The sequence below is a fragment of the Nocardia wallacei genome (genome assembly GCF_029869545.1).
Taxonomy (GTDB): Bacteria; Actinomycetota; Actinomycetes; order Mycobacteriales; family Mycobacteriaceae; genus Nocardia; species Nocardia wallacei_A.
In genome coordinates this window covers 1-16,756 of record NZ_JARWQD010000179.1, presented here as the reverse complement: position 1 = coordinate 16,756, position 16,756 = coordinate 1, and the positions used below count along the sequence as shown (strand labels likewise).

24 protein-coding genes and 1 tRNA gene are annotated in these 16,756 nt (G+C 66.2%); 3 read left to right on the top strand and 22 right to left on the bottom strand.

Translation table 11 applies throughout. The features are described 5' to 3' along the window. Window positions 1-172: 172 nt before the first annotated feature. Window positions 173-1,339, bottom strand: a complete 1,167-nt coding sequence (locus tag QH290_RS14820; protein ID WP_280383384.1) for a helix-turn-helix domain-containing protein — start codon at window positions 1,337-1,339, stop codon at window positions 173-175. A 194-nt stretch (window positions 1,340-1,533) separates the two neighbouring features. On the opposite strand from QH290_RS14820, the gene QH290_RS14815 reads away from it, so the two are divergent. The 3 genes from QH290_RS14815 (at window position 1,534) to QH290_RS14805 (ending at window position 3,640) form a co-directional block, all read left to right on the top strand. Then, window positions 1,534-1,770, top strand: coding sequence for a hypothetical protein (locus tag QH290_RS14815; RefSeq protein WP_280383382.1), 237 nt, complete (start codon window positions 1,534-1,536; stop codon window positions 1,768-1,770). 163 nt (window positions 1,771-1,933) lie between these two features. Then, window positions 1,934-2,452: a hypothetical protein gene (locus QH290_RS14810; RefSeq protein ID WP_280383380.1), complete on the top strand. Its 519-nt coding sequence runs from the start codon at window positions 1,934-1,936 to the stop codon at window positions 2,450-2,452. Between the two features lie 75 nt (window positions 2,453-2,527). After that, window positions 2,528-3,640 (top strand): hypothetical protein, encoded by a 1,113-nt coding sequence (locus QH290_RS14805; protein ID WP_280383378.1) that lies wholly within the window; start codon window positions 2,528-2,530, stop codon window positions 3,638-3,640. A gap of 190 nt (window positions 3,641-3,830) precedes the next feature. Here QH290_RS14805 and QH290_RS14800 read toward each other — a convergent pair whose 3' ends face one another. The 21 genes from QH290_RS14800 to QH290_RS14700 all read right to left on the bottom strand — a co-directional run bounded on the left by QH290_RS14800 (window position 3,831) and on the right by QH290_RS14700 (window position 16,570). Further along, entirely contained in the window at window positions 3,831-4,484 is a 654-nt protein-coding gene (locus QH290_RS14800) for a hypothetical protein (RefSeq protein ID WP_280383376.1), read from the bottom strand. Then, window positions 4,477-4,704 carry a hypothetical protein gene (locus tag QH290_RS14795; RefSeq protein WP_280383374.1) on the bottom strand — a complete coding sequence of 76 codons (228 nt, stop codon included), beginning with the start codon at window positions 4,702-4,704 and terminating at the stop codon, window positions 4,477-4,479. Before QH290_RS14795 ends, QH290_RS14800 begins: the two co-directional genes overlap by 8 nt. A 14-nt stretch (window positions 4,705-4,718) precedes the next feature. Continuing rightward, window positions 4,719-4,880, bottom strand: coding sequence for a hypothetical protein (locus QH290_RS14790; RefSeq protein ID WP_280383372.1), 162 nt, complete (start codon window positions 4,878-4,880; stop codon window positions 4,719-4,721). After that, window positions 4,880-6,268: a hypothetical protein gene (locus tag QH290_RS14785; RefSeq protein WP_280383370.1), complete on the bottom strand. Its 1,389-nt coding sequence runs from the start codon at window positions 6,266-6,268 to the stop codon at window positions 4,880-4,882. Before QH290_RS14785 ends, QH290_RS14790 begins: the two co-directional genes overlap by 1 nt. Then, complete coding sequence (locus tag QH290_RS14780) at window positions 6,268-7,842, bottom strand: hypothetical protein (protein ID WP_280383368.1); 1,575 nt, start codon at window positions 7,840-7,842, stop codon at window positions 6,268-6,270. Before QH290_RS14780 ends, QH290_RS14785 begins: the two co-directional genes overlap by 1 nt. 108 nt (window positions 7,843-7,950) lie before the next feature. Beyond that, the gene (locus tag QH290_RS14775; protein ID WP_280383366.1) at window positions 7,951-8,259 is read right to left on the bottom strand and encodes a hypothetical protein; all 309 of its coding nucleotides are present in this window, start codon (window positions 8,257-8,259) and stop codon (window positions 7,951-7,953) included. A gap of 2 nt (window positions 8,260-8,261) precedes the next feature. After that, window positions 8,262-8,633 carry a hypothetical protein gene (locus QH290_RS14770; protein WP_280383364.1) on the bottom strand — a complete coding sequence of 124 codons (372 nt, stop codon included), beginning with the start codon at window positions 8,631-8,633 and terminating at the stop codon, window positions 8,262-8,264. A gap of 5 nt (window positions 8,634-8,638) precedes the next feature. Then, window positions 8,639-9,145, bottom strand: coding sequence for a hypothetical protein (locus tag QH290_RS14765; protein ID WP_280383362.1), 507 nt, complete (start codon window positions 9,143-9,145; stop codon window positions 8,639-8,641). A gap of 11 nt (window positions 9,146-9,156) precedes the next feature. Next, complete coding sequence (locus tag QH290_RS14760; RefSeq protein WP_280383360.1) at window positions 9,157-9,507, bottom strand: hypothetical protein; 351 nt, start codon at window positions 9,505-9,507, stop codon at window positions 9,157-9,159. A 15-nt stretch (window positions 9,508-9,522) separates the two neighbouring features. Further along, a complete protein-coding gene (locus tag QH290_RS14755) occupies window positions 9,523-9,861 on the bottom strand; it encodes a phage head-tail connector protein (RefSeq protein WP_280383359.1) in 339 nt (112 codons plus the stop codon). 14 nt (window positions 9,862-9,875) lie between these two features. Beyond that, on the bottom strand, window positions 9,876-11,633 hold the full coding sequence (locus tag QH290_RS14750; protein ID WP_280383357.1) for an HK97 family phage prohead protease: 1,758 nt from the start codon (window positions 11,631-11,633) through the stop codon (window positions 9,876-9,878). Between the two features lie 3 nt (window positions 11,634-11,636). Next, complete coding sequence (locus QH290_RS14745) at window positions 11,637-11,789, bottom strand: hypothetical protein (protein WP_280383355.1); 153 nt, start codon at window positions 11,787-11,789, stop codon at window positions 11,637-11,639. Next, window positions 11,786-12,880, bottom strand: coding sequence for a phage portal protein (locus QH290_RS14740; RefSeq protein ID WP_280383353.1), 1,095 nt, complete (start codon window positions 12,878-12,880; stop codon window positions 11,786-11,788). The genes QH290_RS14745 and QH290_RS14740 overlap by 4 nt, the downstream gene beginning before the upstream one ends. A 119-nt stretch (window positions 12,881-12,999) precedes the next feature. Beyond that, on the bottom strand, window positions 13,000-14,361 hold the full coding sequence (locus tag QH290_RS14735) for a terminase large subunit domain-containing protein (protein WP_280383351.1): 1,362 nt from the start codon (window positions 14,359-14,361) through the stop codon (window positions 13,000-13,002). A 28-nt stretch (window positions 14,362-14,389) separates the two neighbouring features. Then, a complete protein-coding gene (locus QH290_RS14730; protein ID WP_280383349.1) occupies window positions 14,390-14,785 on the bottom strand; it encodes a hypothetical protein in 396 nt (131 codons plus the stop codon). Window positions 14,786-14,885: 100 nt separating this feature from the next. Further along, a complete protein-coding gene (locus tag QH290_RS14725) occupies window positions 14,886-15,167 on the bottom strand; it encodes an HNH endonuclease (RefSeq protein WP_280383347.1) in 282 nt (93 codons plus the stop codon). Next, complete coding sequence (locus tag QH290_RS14720) at window positions 15,164-15,400, bottom strand: hypothetical protein (RefSeq protein ID WP_280383344.1); 237 nt, start codon at window positions 15,398-15,400, stop codon at window positions 15,164-15,166. Before QH290_RS14720 ends, QH290_RS14725 begins: the two co-directional genes overlap by 4 nt. Then, window positions 15,397-15,657, bottom strand: coding sequence for a helix-turn-helix domain-containing protein (locus tag QH290_RS14715; protein ID WP_280383342.1), 261 nt, complete (start codon window positions 15,655-15,657; stop codon window positions 15,397-15,399). Before QH290_RS14715 ends, QH290_RS14720 begins: the two co-directional genes overlap by 4 nt. Window positions 15,658-15,950: 293 nt before the next feature. Further along, window positions 15,951-16,145: a hypothetical protein gene (locus tag QH290_RS14710; protein ID WP_280383340.1), complete on the bottom strand. Its 195-nt coding sequence runs from the start codon at window positions 16,143-16,145 to the stop codon at window positions 15,951-15,953. Beyond that, window positions 16,142-16,342, bottom strand: coding sequence for a hypothetical protein (locus QH290_RS14705; RefSeq protein WP_280383338.1), 201 nt, complete (start codon window positions 16,340-16,342; stop codon window positions 16,142-16,144). The genes QH290_RS14710 and QH290_RS14705 overlap by 4 nt, the downstream gene beginning before the upstream one ends. 155 nt (window positions 16,343-16,497) lie before the next feature. Further along, a tRNA-Asn gene (locus tag QH290_RS14700) sits at window positions 16,498-16,570 on the bottom strand. Window positions 16,571-16,756: the final 186 nt, after the last annotated feature.

The following is a 16,756-nucleotide window of genomic DNA, read 5'->3' as shown; positions in this document are numbered from 1 at the left end:
CGCCCGCCAGCTCCCGGCCGGGCCGGAAATCGTTACCGCGTCCGAATTCTCGTCGATCGCCGTGATCTCCGCGCCGAGCTCCCCTAACCCGCCTACGCGGTCCACACCACATACCATTCCCCCCCCCCCCCGCCCGCCACCACCCCGGGGGGGGGCCCTTCTCGTTGCTTCTCTAGAGTGACGCTCCGAGCCATGATGCGAAACCAACCAGGCTTTCGGACTGCCGTCGCTGGGCCGCCGCGATCCCGTACAGGGTTTCCCGGACCGCGGGATGCAGCCGGGTCTGCTGTGGAGCGATGGCGCGAGCTTTGTTCAATGCCACCAGTGCCGTTTCTGGCTTGTCCGCCATCAGCCAGGCGCGGGCGTTGTCCTGCCAGTGGTGACCTACACGGGTGGGTTTGTCGTAGCTGCGTGGGATGGACAGCTCTGAGCCGTCGCGTGCGGCCTTGTGCGGGTCGCCCGCTTCGAGTTCGATGGCGTGCCGGTGGAATTGGACGTTCAACGGTCCGAACGAGGTCATGTACAGGTCAGTCTCGCCGGTTCGTTCCGCATACTCTTGGGCGGCGTCCACATGCGCTATGGCGTTGGTGTAGTTGAGTTTTCGCGCTTCGTTGATGCAGGCGGCGAGGTGTGAGTACCCGGTCATCACGAGGCCAGCTCGTGTTGTGTCGGTCTCGGCGCGACCGATCACGGAGTCGACCAACTGACCGGCGACATTCGATTCACCCATGTGTGTGAGCACCCGGGCGCGAGCCAGTATCGAGAAGTCGCCGTATCTGAGATCCGCGCCGAGCGGCGCGTAGTGGTCGGCCAAGTCCAGTGCGGGGATGGTCAGTTGAGTTTGACCTACTCGACGTGCCGACCATTCCGCGAAGATGTATGCCGATGCCAGTAGCGAATACGCGCGCGCTTGGGCGTCGCCGGTCGTATCTCGGACTGCGCCGTGCAGACGCCGGATGATGTTCGGCAGCGCCTCGATAGTCTGCCGGGTGCGGTCTGCGCGATACAGGCGGCGAGTTTCGTTCAGGTCCGCCTCGATGGCGTCCAGCGACCCAGGTTCTTCGGCACGGGCGTAGCGGCCTTCGGCGAGTAGCACGGTGAGCCCGTTTACCGCGTCGGACATCGGCTTACCGTCGTCGTACGGCGCTCCCGTCAGCTGCTCGGGCAGGATGCGCAGCGCCTTCGCCACGGCGGAAATCAGGCCGGGGCTGGCCGGTTCTCGGCCTTGCTCGACTGCCTTGACGAGACTCAGACTGTAGGTGATCCGGTTCGCCAGGCCGCGCTGTGTGAGGCCCGCCAGCTTCCGCTCGCGTGCTATCGCTTCACCTGCTGTGGTCATACGTCGAGCGTAGATCGATTGGCGCTGTCGTGTGCGTTGTCCCTTTTCTGTCCCTTGACGGTCTTGTGAACGGCGAAGGTTGATGCAGGCCCCCACCGGCCGGGGATGACATCGGATACGTACCCCCGTCCCGGCCCCCGGTCGGAGGGGACCTCCACACCGAACCCGACTTCGCCGAGGGGGAATGGCGATTCATGACCACACCCGGCCCGTTGCCGCCGCTGCCGCAACGACTCGTCCGCATCGACTTCGGCCACAGTGCTCGACATCCAACTGTCATGTACACGGCGCCGCCGGATGTGATCGCGAGATTCCTTCCCGCACTGAAGCGTTGGAACCCGGACTACACAGTGGAGGTCGAACCGCTCGACACCGACGACGGCGGCGGCGTGCCACCGATGCCCATGTGGCGACTGTGGGCATGGGAGTGATCGGCGGTGGACGTCGTGCTGGTGTTCGTCGGGACACTCGGTGTCTGTGTGCTGGTGTACGTTACGGTCATATGTTGGCCGCGGCGAATACCTAAAAACAAGAGTGTCAACGGAATTCGCGAACGCATCGAACAGGAAAAGCAGGGGAAGCGGAGGCGCAGGCATGGATGACGACAACACGGAATTGACCATCGATGACGAAGTTGCGCAGATGGAGGCCGACGAGTCTCAACCAGAATGGCAAGAATGGTTGGACGGAATCCGGTCGCGAATGAGCACCTTTCTGACCGCTACTGTTCCGGGCATGCCGCAACCGTGGTGGTCTAATGATGCGCTCCACCACATTGAAGATGTCTTCGCCCGGTTCTTTCCCGATGAGGATTCACTCTCGAATCCGGACAAATTCGGGATTGCGGATCAGTTCGTGACGTACATTGGAGAATGCTTCGTGCGACGCGCGGGTGGTATCTGGATGAACCTGCCCGGCGAAGGGCAACCGCTCTATGAGTCCTTTGGTCCAGGCGTGTTCTTCGGCTACTCCAAGGACGATATCAATTGTGTCGAGTCGCTGGCGTCCGCTGCTGAGTCGCGCGATTTTGGCGAGGTAACAGGAGATATGATCTCCCACCTTGTCGATTACGCTCACTACCTGGATGTGCCAAGCGAAAGCATATGTGAATAGCTACCGCAGTGATGTGAATATTCACTGATCGGCGTTACTTAATAAAATTTCACCACTCGGGGGGTGGGTCGACCCATGTCCGAAGACGAAACGCGGCGAGCGGCCGAGGCAGAACTGGAACGTCGCCGCAGGGCCGCTGATCGCGCACGTAAACGAGATGAACGCTCCAAAGGCTTTCATCGGGGTATGGCGCAGGAGCGTGGCGAGACACCAGAACGCGGGTGGAAGCACGAGCACCAGCTACAGGTCCCGGGGACGCGCGGCAAAGAACGTCGATTCGACACCGCCCACCCTCAAGAGAAGAAGTTTCGCGAATACAAATCGGGCGCCGTATCCGGTCGAGAGGTAGCCGACCAACTCGAGAAAGATGCTCGATTTTTAGAGGCGGGTTGGTCCGGCCAATGGGTAATACCTGAGCATGCATACATCTCACCGGAGATCGAGGCTCGATTATTGGAGTTGGCCGAGCAGCATCGAGACCGGTTCGCCGTCGTCAGGGTTAGCAAAGACGAGAGAGACCGTGCGATCAGGCTAGGTAAGGAGTTAGGTCGAAATCAGCTGGAATTGATTCCGGCGCGCGATCTGGAAAAGATGGAACGTGCCCGGCGGCTTGAACGTGCCCGCCGTCGTGATGCTCGGGTGAAACAAATGGTTCAGCGAGCCAAACAACCGCATCAGCAGCAGAAGGCCCGACAACGGGAGCCGCGGGAACAGAAGGCACGAGACGAACGGACACGTACCAAGCCGGAACGAAAACCCATCACGAAGGAAGCGCGCGACAGGGCTGCCAACGACGCGGCCCAGAAGGTCGCACGGGAATTCGGCGAAAAGTACATGAACCCGGCGCGCGGGCGGGACGAACCCGAACCAGTCGGCACAGGTAGCCGCGCAGCGCCAGAGAAGGGCGAACGGACACGCGGGCAGGAAAGGGATCCCGCCATCGAGCTAGCGCGCCAGCAACAGCGCCAGGCGGCTGACCGGCTCGCGGAGCAAGCGCAGCGGGCGCGGGACGCGGCGGCCAAGGGGCAACCCGGCGATATGGTTCGCGAGGTGGCCGACCTGTTGAGGGTCACCCAGCCGACACCCGGCATCGAACCGCCCAGCCGCGATGCGATAGAGGCAGCTCGGACACGCGGCGGCCGGGAGGAACGCGGCAGAGAACGCGGCATCGAGCCACGGGGGCGCTGATTAGGTGCCTGGACGGCCCCCGCTGGTGAGCCGGGGCCGGAACCAGCCGAGTAGACCGGCGGCCAATGGGGCCGAATTCGGAGTCGACAACAGGAGGGAGGTGATGCTTCGGGCCACAGCTGAACGATCGAATCGAAACTTGTTGCATAGCGATCCCCCGCCGGGTGGTACCCGGCGGGGGATCGTTGCCTTACGGTACGTCGATTCCGGTTGCGGTGCGGAGTTGTTCGGGGTCGTAGCCGTTGGCGGCGTTCATGTCGCAGCACACGCCGTCATAGCCTTCCGGTAGCCCACCGCCGTAGCCCTGGCCGTCGGTGTACTGGTGTGCGATGAGCTGGTTGGCTACGTCTTCGGTGCCGGGTGGGAAGTAGGGGAATGACCCGTAGGAGGGGACGACGAATCCGATCGGTGGCCGGTCGGTCCACAGTGCGGGGTCGGCGTTGGGGTTGTAGTAGCCGATGGTGCGGCGGGGGCGGCCGTCGATGTGGGGGCCGCGCCAGTCTCCGGCTCCCCAGATCAGGCGGTTGATGGAGTCGGAGTAGTCGTTGGTGTAGGTGCCCCAGCCTTCTACGTCGATCATGGTCACTACGTCGGGCCGGTTCTCGCCCTGCATGTCGATATGGGTCGCCAGGGTGTCGTCCCAGTTGGGCCGCCAGACGGCGTAGACGATGGCACCGCGGAGGCGGCCGGAGTCGAGCCAGCCGCGTACGGTGTCCCAGTTGGCGGCGAAATTGCGGTCTCGATAGGTGCCGTCGTTGGAGCGGATCGACACCCACGGGTATGGGTATGAATCATCAAGCGGCGGTTGCCATTCGGACACGTCGGCGAACAGTGTGTCAGTCATCTTCGGACCCCTTCCGGTTGTCGTCGCCTGATGAGCCGCCGGTGCGGCCCCCGATGTATCCGGCGAGTGCGCCGACGAGCACGCCGAGAGTTCCGGTCAGCAACGACGAATACGCTTCGGACAGACCGGAATTCGCGTGATCAAACAATGCGTCGTACAGTGCCGCGGCGGTCAGCATTTGCACCGCGGTCCCGGCGGCGAACGCCATCACCAGCGCCACCCGGTCATGCGGCTTCACGGCTCATCACCCTGGGCGGCGTTGGGCGGGTTGAGGTTGTTGGCCTTCAGCACGGCCTCGATACGCTCGGCCAGTTGCCGGATGGCGGTCGCGCCGTCGCGTACGGGGTCGCCGATGAGCGGGTAGGGGAATTTGTAGTAGGGCGTGGTCTGGGGCATCAGGGCTCGCTTTCGTAGACGGTGCCGTTATCGAGGAATGTCATGTCGAACCAGGTCAGCGATTCGGACAGGTTGCCGCCGTGCCCTGGTGGCCCCCATGTGATCGCGGCGGCCATCCCGGTCCACGTGGGGGGCGTGGCGAGGTTGGTCCGCCAGCACGCCTGTAGGCGGCAGGTGATGACCCAGCCCGGATGCCGGTAGGTGATGGTGCCGCCGATGATGGCGTAGACGGGGGTGATGAATTGCCATTGGGCGTGCTGGGAGCCGGAAACGTATGCGACGCCTTGGGTTTCGCCACCCTCGAGGAATGCTTCGGCTTCGCCTTTGGAGTGGAATCCGCCGGTGCGGCGGGTGTCGACGGTGATGTCGGGATGCCGTGGGATGGAGCCCTCGAACCGGCCGCGGTTGAGCAGTTCGAGGGTTACGGGGTCGATCTGGCGGCCGTCGCCGAGCCACGAGGTCAGCGTGAGAGTTCGTCGGCCCCAGTTGTGTTCGGGGAGGGTGTCGTCCCATACGACGGTTACCCAGTCCCGGCCGCCGTTGGGTATGTCTTTCCATGAGGTTTCGACGCGGGTAATGGTGGATTGTGTTGGGACGGTGGTGGAGTCGGCCGCGGTCACTTCGCACGACTGGATGCCGATGCCGCGATACAGCCGGTTGTCGAACGTGTAGTCGGCGGCGCGGGCGCGTATTACGCCGTCGTCGTCGCGGATCAGGCTCACGTGCATGTCGTAGGCGCGGCGGTGCAGATAGCGGATGTTGTTCTCTTTGGGCAGGTAGGAGAAGGTGTCGCCCATGGACATGTAGAAGTCCTTGACCAGCGCCAGGTTGTCTCGGCCTTTCACGTCGATCTCCCACATGAGCGATCCGGTATGGCCTGGGTAGAAATAGAACTGGCCGATACCGGCGATGGCTGAGCCGTCGCGGATGCGGACGGCGCGCTGTTGCGCGTTCTCCTGCGGCCAGTTCCCCGGTGGTTGCACGATCTGACCGAGATCGGCGGTCTTGTCGGCCGCGGTGAGGGTGACCGTCCACGCTTTCGCTTTCGGGTCGTCGGAGAACGGGTCGCGGGTGGACGGGTGCGCGGTGGCGGCGTTCACCCGGCCCTGAAACCAGCACGCACCCCACGGGGAGCCGGGGGCGTCGGTGTAGAACACGGCGAGGGGTGCGCCGATCATCCGGCGGCCGGTCACCTTCTGCGCGAGCGTCCCGGTCCGGTCGACGAACGAAATGGTCAGCGTCGCCGTTTCGGCGTGCGAGAGGTATTCCGACCGTCCCCAGTCGAGGGAGATTCCGTCGAGGACAACGGGTTTGGTGCCGAAGTGGGTCAGGTCGGTATCCATCAGCGCGCCGTCGAGGATGACGTACGGGTACGGTTGCACGGGCATCAGATCACCCGCCGGTCGGTCGAGAGCCGTACCGCGTTGGTCAGCCCGCGGCTACGGGTCGAGGACTGCACCGCATCGGCAATCTGCTTGCCGGTCTGCACCGGGTCGAGTGCGCCGTTCACGGTGATCGAGATGTTCGTGATCTGCGGCGCGGGCACCCGCACACCGCCCCCGACCGTGAGCGCCGCCAGCGACGGACCATGCACGAGCGGAGCCGCGCCGGGCAACTGCGGTACCGACATCTGTTGCGGCAGCGCGGCTTTGAACGGGTTTAGATTGGGTATGCTCGGGAACCGGATTTTCGATATCCAGCCGATGAGCGACCGCACGGCCGATATCACGGCGTTGATCGGCGCGAGTAGCGCGCCGACCGCGGCGCGAGCGATGCCCATCGCGGAGGAGAACACGTCGCCGACCGTGCGCACCGCGGCATTGAATACCCCGGCGATGAAGTTGCCGAGCGCCTGGAGCTTGTCCCACACCCACCCCACCGCGGTCCGGCCCGCCTCGAACGCGATGTCCCACCAATTGCGCAGTGTGTCAAGGTTTTTGATGACCAGCACGACGATAGCGATCACGGCCGCTATCGCGAGCACGATCAGCGCCAGCGGCCACAGCGCGGCCATTTCCGCGGCGGCGGTGGCGAACCAGCTCGCGGCTTGTATCCCGTTGACGGCGGTGATGACTCCCGAGATGATTTTGTACGCCGACAGCGCCGCATTCAGGACGGTCAGAATCGCGGCAGCACTGCCGACCACGACCGCAATGATCGTGAACGCTTGCGCATTGCGCCCGACGAATTCGGCGACGGACGCGAGAATCTGGGCCAGCTTCGCGAACATCGGCAGCAAGGCTTGCCCGAGTTGCGCTTTTGCATTTTCGAGTTCGGCGTTCATGCGTTGCTGCTGCCCGGCGAGGGTGTTCGATTCTCGCGCGAACTGGCCTTGTGCCCCGGCGGTCTGCTCGGTGATCATCGCGAGCGCGGCTTGTGCCTGTGCCTGTTTCAGCGCCTCTCCGGTCAGGCCGGTCATTCCCTGCGCGGCCAGCCGCGCATTGATATCGGATTGCTTGATACTGACGCCGTACCGTTCGATCGGATCGAACTCGCCACGGAATACGCCCGACAGTGCTTGCACAGCTTCGGCGGTGGTGCCCCCGAATGTCGCCGCCAAATCAGCGCCGAGCGTGATCAGATTATTGGTGGTGCCCGCAATCTGGTCTTGTGCGATACCGAGATTTTTCAGCTGAGCACCGAGAACGGCAGCAAGATTGTTGTATTGGGAGGAGGCCAATCCGACCGATTGGGCCGCGGCGCCAGCGAATTTCTCGACTTCCGCGGCGGCCGGTCCAAAGACCGATTCCACCGCGCCCGCGGCTTGCTGGGCGTCGGAGGCGGCGTTGATGCACATCGCGCCGACTGTGGCCATGGCGGCGGTGAGGCCGGCTGCGACTTTCGCCGCAGTCGCCACGCCGGACTGGAAGCGGTCGAGGCGGCTTGTGGCCTGGTCGAATCCGGCGCTCGCGTCCTTGGCGTCGGAGATGATCCGAACCGCGAGAATGGCGGTCTTACCCACGGGCGGCCTCCTTAGCCTGCTGGTCGAGAATTTCCACGGCGGTCGCTATTGCGGCGTCTCCGAAGGCGAGCCATTCCGACATGGGAATGCCGGTCGCGATGGCAACGGCTATGACGGCCCGGGAAGCACTGCCGTCCGGGTAGGGTCCACGTCACCGGCCGTGTCGTCGGCGGTCATGGTCGCCTGGTCGAGAACATGGGTCGAGAAGTACTCGAACGAATCTTTGGTGTCCCCGGTCCGGTACAAATACGACCACACGAGAAATGCCGTCCACATCGACAGTGCATTCTGTACCGGCGGCCAATTCTTCTGATGCGCGATACGGTCCCATTCGATCCGATCGGCCATCGTGGGAAACGCGATACCACTCGAACCGTCAGCGAGTAGATATTCGATCGCCATGCGATTGATCGCCATAATTATGCCCCTTCGATCTGGGAGATGATGCGCTCTATTTCGTCCTCGTAGGATTTAATCCACGTCGATTCGGTCGAGGTGGCCGCATCCGACAGAAACGGCTGCGCGCGGATATTGCGGCGCGGCCAGCCCCAATGAATGACCCCGGCGTAGGGCACCGACGCATATCCGGCCCGCACGATCGCCTGTGTCCGGGTCGCGCCGGGCCGGATCGTGGATTGCAGGCGACCGGACGCGACCGGCGCGCGGGCGGCATCGGCCACGATGCGGGCCGCGGCGGCGTGCGCCCGGTTCAACTCCTGCATGTCCACCCCGGCGCGGCGCATCGTGGCCCGCAACCGGCGGCCCCCGATCACCCGCACCTGCTCGGCCACCGTCCCTACTCCTTCGCCGAACGCCCGCCCGGCTCGGCCGCGGCGGTGGGGAACGTCGGCGTCGAGGTGTAGGTGAGCGGGGCCGGGACGGTGGCCTGTTTGGTGGGGAACGTCGGTGTCGGGGTGCCGACGACACCCCATTCGAAATCGGCCTGGAGGTTCTTGCCGGAGTCACCGCCGACCGCGAGGGGATCGACCACCACGGTCCCCTTGAACGCCGTTGCCGCGGCGGTGCTGGGCACGAATTCGAATGCGACAGCTTTGTTCTGGTTCTCCCACGTGTACTGCACCAGCCCGTCTTTCGACAGGTCGGTGAGCAGCGTTCCCGACAGCTTCCACGCATAGGTGGACGCGCCGGGGATGGTGTCGCCGCACAGGACGGTGATCGGGTCCTCGGTGTCCTTGTCCGGTGCCAGGGTCACGCTCACGGCCTGGCACGAGATATCCAGCGCCGTCGCGGAGGGGCCGAGTTTGAGGGTGCCGGGGCCGAGCTTCTGCACGTTCGCGGGCATGGGAGAACCTCCTAGTCGAGGGGAACGTCTACGGTCAGTCGCAGCGCCGGACAGCCGTTGTTGCCGCCGCTGGGCAGGTTCACCGTGGTCGGTACGGTGTCCTCGTCCGGGTCGAGCACACCGAGCGCGGTGGTCAGTAGCACCGACAGCAGCCGCGACGCTTCCGCGGTCCCGATATCGGGCACGATCAGGAACACGTACACGCGGACACTGTTTGCGCCGCACAGCATTTGGTGGTGCGCGATCGACGCCAGCTGAAGCCACGCGCCGGGCGGGTTCACGTCGCGCGGCTCGTGGTCGGCGCGGATGCCGACCGACCGCAACTCGTCGCGCACATGGTCGATGGCGTCGAGGAAGTTCATGCGCGCCAACCCCTTTCACCCGACAGACGGCGGTTCGTAGCGGCCGAGCCCCAGCAACAGCGCGATATCGGGATCGTTGGCGCGGGTGTAGATCGCGCCTTGCAGTTCCGATCCGTAGTCCTCCACCCCGTTGGGGGAGTTGCGGCGGCGAAACACCCGCGCGGCCAACATGGTTGCGCCTTGGGCGTGCCGGGGTGGCCAGCCGGTACCGGCGCCCGGGACCGGCAGCCACGACGCGATCAGGTCGTTGACCGCATCTACGACCGCGGTAATCGCGGCGTCGTCGCGGTCGTCGGTGATCGCTAGGTAGGTCTTGACCGCCGCGAGGGTGGTCGCCGGTACCGGACTGGTCATCTCCCGAGTCCCGTCTACTTGCTCGGCGTCGGCGGGGTGATGGTGACCTTGACCAGGGCGCGGGCGTCGTTGGCGATGGTGGCGTCGTAGCCGAACACGCCCACGTCGATACCGCCCTTGGGCAGGTTCACCGCCTGCACCCGCACCGGCGACGGCGACGCTTCGTAATAGGTCATCGCGCGCCGGTCGCCCGCAACCAGCGTCATCGCGGGCAGGGTCGCCGCGGGGAACACCCGGAGCGTCTGCCCGTCGACGGTGGTCGAGACGCCGGAGAGGTTGATGCTGGCTTGCTTGGCCAGCCACCAGGGGGCCTCGATGGCGGGCATCTTGAAGTACGCCGACCACAGATCCGCGGAGATGCCGATAAACGACAGGTTCGCGCCGATACCCGACAGCGACCGGGCGGCGATATCGAGCGCGGAAATCAGATCCGTTGCGGTCTCGGCCGGGACGGTCGCGGCGGCGAGCATGTCCGCGGCTACGCCCGCCTCGGTCTTCTGGCCGTAGTCCTGTATTGCCATCTGCAAGAAGGAATTCAGGAAACTCGGGTCGCCGAGGTCCACGAACACGCGGTCGACGTCCCAGCCCCCGGCCCACCGCCGCGGCGTTGCTTCCGCGGGCTCGGTGGAGACCTTGTTACTCGGTACGTCGGTTTTGTTACCGGTGTACGGGCCGACCGCCGGTTTCTTGACCCACCGCCAGCCGGTCACCTTCCACGCCGAGGTCAGCCGAGAACGGCTGATGGAGTCGATGAACGGGCGTGCGAGGTTCTGTGCGTTCCACAGTTCGCCGATCCACTGCTGACGCAGGATGCCGTGACCGGCGTCGTCGGCGGGCAGCACATCCGACAGCGCGGCGTTGATCTGGGCGGTATCGGCCGAGCCACGGATCATTGCGGCCATCCGGTCGACAGCTTGTTCGGCGGTCAGCTGCGCCGGGGCGGCACCGGTCAGCGTCGACAGTCCCAGGGGCGCACGCACCGCCGACACCGGCACCGCGGCCGGGGCCGCGGGGGCCGGGGGCTGGGGTGGTGCGGCGTCGGAATCTGCTGCTGCGGCAGCGGTTTCGCGGTCGGCGTCGGTGGCGTCGGGGTGTGCGGTGAGGAACGCCGCGGCGGCGGCGCGTTCGTGGCCCGGTGCGTCGGGGTCGGCGAGGATCGCGCGGGCGGTCTCGACGGTGAGCATGGTGTTCTCCGTTCTCGACGCCGCGACCACGCGGGCGTCGTCGTAGGCGGGGACCGAGCACAGCGCCACCGCATCCAGACGGGCGGCAGTGATACGGGAACGGTCCGGGCAATACCGGACCCGAGACACTTCATAGGACAGGCCATCGCGAATCTTGTTGCGGGCCGCGGAGATTGCCTCGTCACCGGCCGGGCCGGGCGCGATAGCGAACGTGCCCCACAGTCCGGCCGAGTCTTCACGGGTCGCGGTCAGGTAGCCGATCGGCTGTTCGCGGTCGTGGCCGTTGAGCAGCTTGATCCGCGACAGATCCGGCGGCAGCGTGAACGCGCCCGCCTGGACCGCGACGGCCCCGGCCGACGTGTCACCAACCACGCCGTACGGCACGATCAGACCGGTTACGGTGCGAGCGTCGGAGTCGGCGGTCACCGGGTCACCCGACAGGGCGCATACCCGGTCGGCGGCGTTGTCGGCGGTCACGATGCGCGCCAGCCGATCCGCACGCACCGCCAGCCAGCCCAGCGCCACCAGCGCCACCGAGGCGGCCACCAGCGCCACCACGGCGACGACGAGCGCGATCACAGCAACCATTGGTCATTCCTCCTGTTCGGGGTCGGCAGGCGCGCGGCGGGGCGGCACGGGCCGCGGCGGATCGCAGAACGGCACCGGGGCCACCTGCGACGCCGGATGCTCGGTGACCGGTTGCGGCACCGCCTGATACGTCACCGGCTGCTCGTCGGTGGTCACCGCGTGGCCCCCGGTGCGGGCCGTGGTGGGGTGGCGGCGTTGTCGTCTTCCGCGCCGACCTGTGCCGAGGGCAACCCCGCTAGATAGTCCTCGAGATCGAACGCGATGCGTTGCCCGCGCGGGGTCATGTCGTCCATGCCCAGCCGCGCCGAGATCGCCGAAAGATACGGCGCAAGGCCGTAATCCACGAACTCACGGTTACGGCTCTCCACGTTGGCGTAGGTGCGCGAGGTTTCGCCGGAGTCGGCGTCGAGCATCGCCGCGGGGATGCCGCACGCGCGGGCGATGTCGACCGCAGCGGCGTTGCGGCCAGAGATCAGAAACGCCGAATCCGTCGAGCCGTGCTCGCGTAGCTCGATCGCGGAGTTGGTGAACGCGACGCCGCCGTTGTGGCCCTTGCGGGCCGCGGCCCATTTCGCCACCAGCTCGGCAATGTCGTCGTCGGAGAGTTTGGCGTCGTTGGTCTGGTGTAGCTCGAGGTTCGGTGTCGGTACTTCCGCGGCCCGGTCCGCGCCGCGAACCAGGTTCGCCGCGTGCCGCACCACCCGGCGCGCGAAGCACAACAGTCCTTCGTGCATGCCCGGAATCAGGCACAGTCGTTCCGGGTGCGCCGGGTATTCGTTGTCGATCATGACCAGGCCGTTCTCGTCGAACGACCACATATCGAACGGAATGCGCTCGGCGGCAAGCACATTCATCTCATCGGCACTGCGTTCGAGCATCCACAGCGACCAGCCGTAGAACAGCAGATCATCCGCGGTCCACAACATGCGGTGAAACGGTGAGGTCGGCAAGTCGGAACGGTCGATCCACGCCGGTTGCGGATCGGTGAGGGTGTTGCCGCGGTAGGCGCGGATCGGTAGCCGGGCGATGGTGCCGCACAACAGATGTCGCGCCCGCGCGACCGGCGCGACACCCATCGCCTCAGCGCGCGTCAGCGGCAGCACGTCCGGGCCGAACAGATCCGACCACACCCACTGCTCCAGGTGCGACGGTTCGGGGCGCCACGGCGAAGCCACCTGCAACCGATGGGCAGCGCCCACGGCATCGAGGCCACGTAACGCGGTGAACGGATTCCGAAGACGAATCACGCATCGAGTTCTACCGCGGCACACCCACCGCAACCGGACAGGCAGCGCCTACCGCGATCGGATCGTTGCGCCTTGAATACGTTGATGCACAACGTCTTTCACGGATGTAACAGCTTGTGTCAGCCGAAGTATATCCGCGGTGCTGGCGCGGGTCCGGGGTCGCGTACGGTGCCCCACACCGCCAGTGTCGCCGCCTCCAGCGCGGCAATCGAGCCGGTGGACGTGCGCCGTCCCCACGTCCACGCGCCATCACCGACCAGGCGGCGCGCGGCACAATCCACCGCGGCCGACAGCGCCGAGTCATGACGAAAACGGATGCGCGGCGCGGTGACACCGGTCGCGGGGTCGGTGTGCGTGATGCGGTCGTACAGGTCCGCGGCGGCCGTGGTGACATCTGCTGTGCGCGGCCGGATCACCGGCACCCCGCGCTGTTCGAGATGATCGGCCAGCGGCCCGGACGGGCCGTGACCGTCGACCACCACCGCCGCACCATCAGCGACAGTCGAGGCAGCCTCGCAGGCGTCGACCGCCCACGACGTACCCGGTCGCACGTCGACCACTTCCACCACCGGCAGCCCGTCGACCTCCACGGCCGCCAGAATCGCCGTCTCCGTGCGGTCCCACGCCACCGCGGCCCCGAACACCGGCCGCGCCGAACTCGGCAGCGGGGCGTCGTCCTGGGCGCGAATCCACGCATCGAGAGGGATCACGCGCTCGGATGTGGCGGTGCGGCGGTTGCCGTAGGCGCGGGCGAACGCGGCCGGGGTGCCCATCGCGGCACGGGCGCGGCGGATCGCTTCCATGTCGATCAGATGCCCGTAGGCCGGGTGCGCGGCGGCCACGGCCTCGAGGTCGTCGGGGTCGGCGTCGTCGGGTATCGACCACTCGAAATAGCAGATGCCCGGCTCCCCGGCGCGGCCCCGGTCGGACAGGTCGTGAAACCACGTCGAGTCCGCGGTGCCCATGGTCGAGGTGACCCACGTTTGCGCGCCCGGCCGGGTGGCCTGGGTCGGGATGATCGCCTGTACCAAGTTCGCGCCTTGGGCCTCATCGAACACCCATGCCTCATCGACGTTGTTGAGGTCGGACTGCTGCCCGTGTAGCGCGTCCATGGTCGGCGGGTGCGGGCGGAACGTCGACCCGTGCCGGAACACCAGACGGGTATTGCCCGCGCCGCGTTTCAGTTGTGCCGCAAGCTTTCCCAGCTGCGACGCCGCGAACGGCTCGGCCATCTCCAAGAACTTTTCGCGGGCGTCCTGACCGGTCTGCGCGGTGTGCCACACGCGCCGGTTCGGCACCATCAGGCACCGCTCGACACCGTTCGCTAATACCAGCGTCGTTTTGCCGGACTGGCGCGGCACCGACACAACGACCGTGCCGTACCGGTACAGCCCGCGTGCGTCGATCTCGCACGCTACGTCCGCAACCTGGCGTTGCCACGGCAGCAAAGGCGTACCCAGCAGCGCGGCCACCTTCGCCACGCGCGGCCCGAGCGTGCGGAACCGGCGGTCACGCTTCGTCGCGAACCGCGGGGGAGGCGTCGGCGGAGTCATGGTCGGCGGCGTCGTCGTTGGCGGCCAGCTCGCGAATCAGGGCGTCGAAACCGTCGATGTTCTCTTCGGGCTGTGAGTCCGGCGTCAGATGCAGGGCGCGTAACGCATCCAGCACGGCCGGAATGGTTTTCGACGGCCCGTAGGGCTTGTTCTGGGCCTCGAACTGGTCGAGCGCCCACGCACCCGCACGGGCGAGTGTGGCCGCGGCCAGGTCCGATTCGGCGAGCCCGGCGGCGCGGAGTGCGCGGTCGGTGTCGGTGCTGTGGCGTCCGGGTGCGTTGGTGAGCTGGGGCAGCTCGGCGAACATTGCGGTCTGGCCGAGTTCCGGTGCCCTTGGGTCACGTCGTGGCATTGCCTCGTCCTTTCCTGTTGTACTACCCCCGTTTTCGGCGGTTTCCGGGGAAAAACGGCAGCTGGCGCGGGGCTGCCCGCGGGCCGCTGCTCAAAAAAGTTCAGCCGAACCAGCGGCGCGACGGCGGCGCGGCCGAGCGGCGCGCGAACTCGGGATGACGACGGAACCACTCGGTCAGATCCATGTCACCGCGCGCTGAATTGCAGCCGTGATGGGCCGGGCGCATATTGGCCAGCGAATGCGGGCCACCACGGCTACGCGGAATCACGTGATCAGCGGTCGTGGCCCCGGCCCCCCGGCACAGGTGACAGGTGGTGCCGTAGGTGGCCAGCACCAGGGCCGTGAGCCGGGATGCCCTGCGGCCGTGCCAATCCCGGCTCACCAGCCGCCCTCTCCGGTCGCCGGATCGAACAGCACCGGACGGCACTCACGGCACACCGGTTCGTCGTGGGGCACATGCCCGCTGGCGAACACCCGGCCGCACACGGTGCAGTGCTCGCCCGACGACGCGAGGGTGTCGGCCCATGCCGTCGAGCGCCGGGGCTCGCGCGGCCGCGTATCCGTGCGGCGGCCGGTGTGCTGTGGCCACGGCCCGCGAATCACGGTGCCGCTCACGCCGACTCCCACGCCAGTACCTGCTTGGCGCGGGCGCGATCTTCTGCCAGCTGCTCGACTACGCCGCGGTCGAAGTACCACGCCCCGGTCATGCCGGGCAGCTTCACCAGCGACGGCAGGTAGCCGGTCCCCGCCCACCGGATGACAGTCACGTAGCTCACGCGCAGGATGCGCGCGGCTTCTCGTGCGCCTACCCAGTTCTCGAACGGTGTTGCCGCCAAGACTTCCAGTTCGGTGGAGCGTTCTGTGGTCACCATGGTTTGTCTCCAATCCCGTTGTGATGCACAGCCATTCGGATAGAGGAATCACCTTGCCGGGGTAGCCTCCCAGCGCCAGCCTCCCAGTTCGCCGCTCACCACTCGCTACCCCAGCGCCGGTAGCCCTGCGGCCCTTGGGGCGCAAGGCATCCGATCTGTCCCACCGCCCGCGGCTGATCAGGCTCGGGTGGTGAGCCGTGCGCCGGTTCGCACGGGATTAGTCGAGTGAGCACACACCGGGGCAGTCGGTTAGCGGCGGACCCGCCGATAGCGCCGTCGAGCACATGAGGTCTCTAGACGGCATCACCCCCCGGTGCGTCCCAGGCGTCGGCCAGACGGCGCAGCAGAGCCGCGGTGCGGGCCTCGGGCAGCGCGCTCAGGCACGTCACGTGTCCGGCGTCGTCGACATAGGCCAGCAGTGCGCAGCGAGACATATCGAGCGCGCCGCAGTCACCCGGTAGACCGGCGAACGGGACCGCCGGGCTCACGGCCGGTCCTCGAGGTCGGTGGCGGCGTCGCGCAATGCTTCGGCCACCAGCGCGGGGTCAGGCTGCGGTACGTCGAGCGCGTGGAAGGTCGCCGCGGTCCAGCGGCCGGGCCGGTCGGGATCAGGGCCGATAGTGACGACGACGGCGGCGTAGTACACCGAATCGATCAGCTGGGAACCGCTGGCTTGCTCGCTCAATGGCCGATGCCCTCCGGTTGCGGAGGCTGTGAGCACTGACCGAGAGGGCAGGAAACGCCAGGATGCGCTAGGATCAGCGGCGTGAATTCAGCTACCAATTCTGGTAGCCGGAGGTTGCGATACATAGCGAACATGCATCGCTGGGAGGGGCAAAGCTCCCCCAACTGGACTCGAACCAGTAACCTGCCGATTAACAGTCGGCTGCTCTGCCAATTGAGCTATAGGGGATTGCTGGGGCTTGCCCGTTTGGGCTGGCCGAGGGAAAACTTTAGCGTATCTGTGGTCGGGCACCCAAATCGAGGGTCTACCAGGGGATATTGTGCTGGGTGCTGGGTGATGGGTGCTTTGGACGTTGGGAGTGGTGGGGTGAGTGTTGTGGACTGAAAAATGTTGAACCTAGCTGGCGTATAGTAG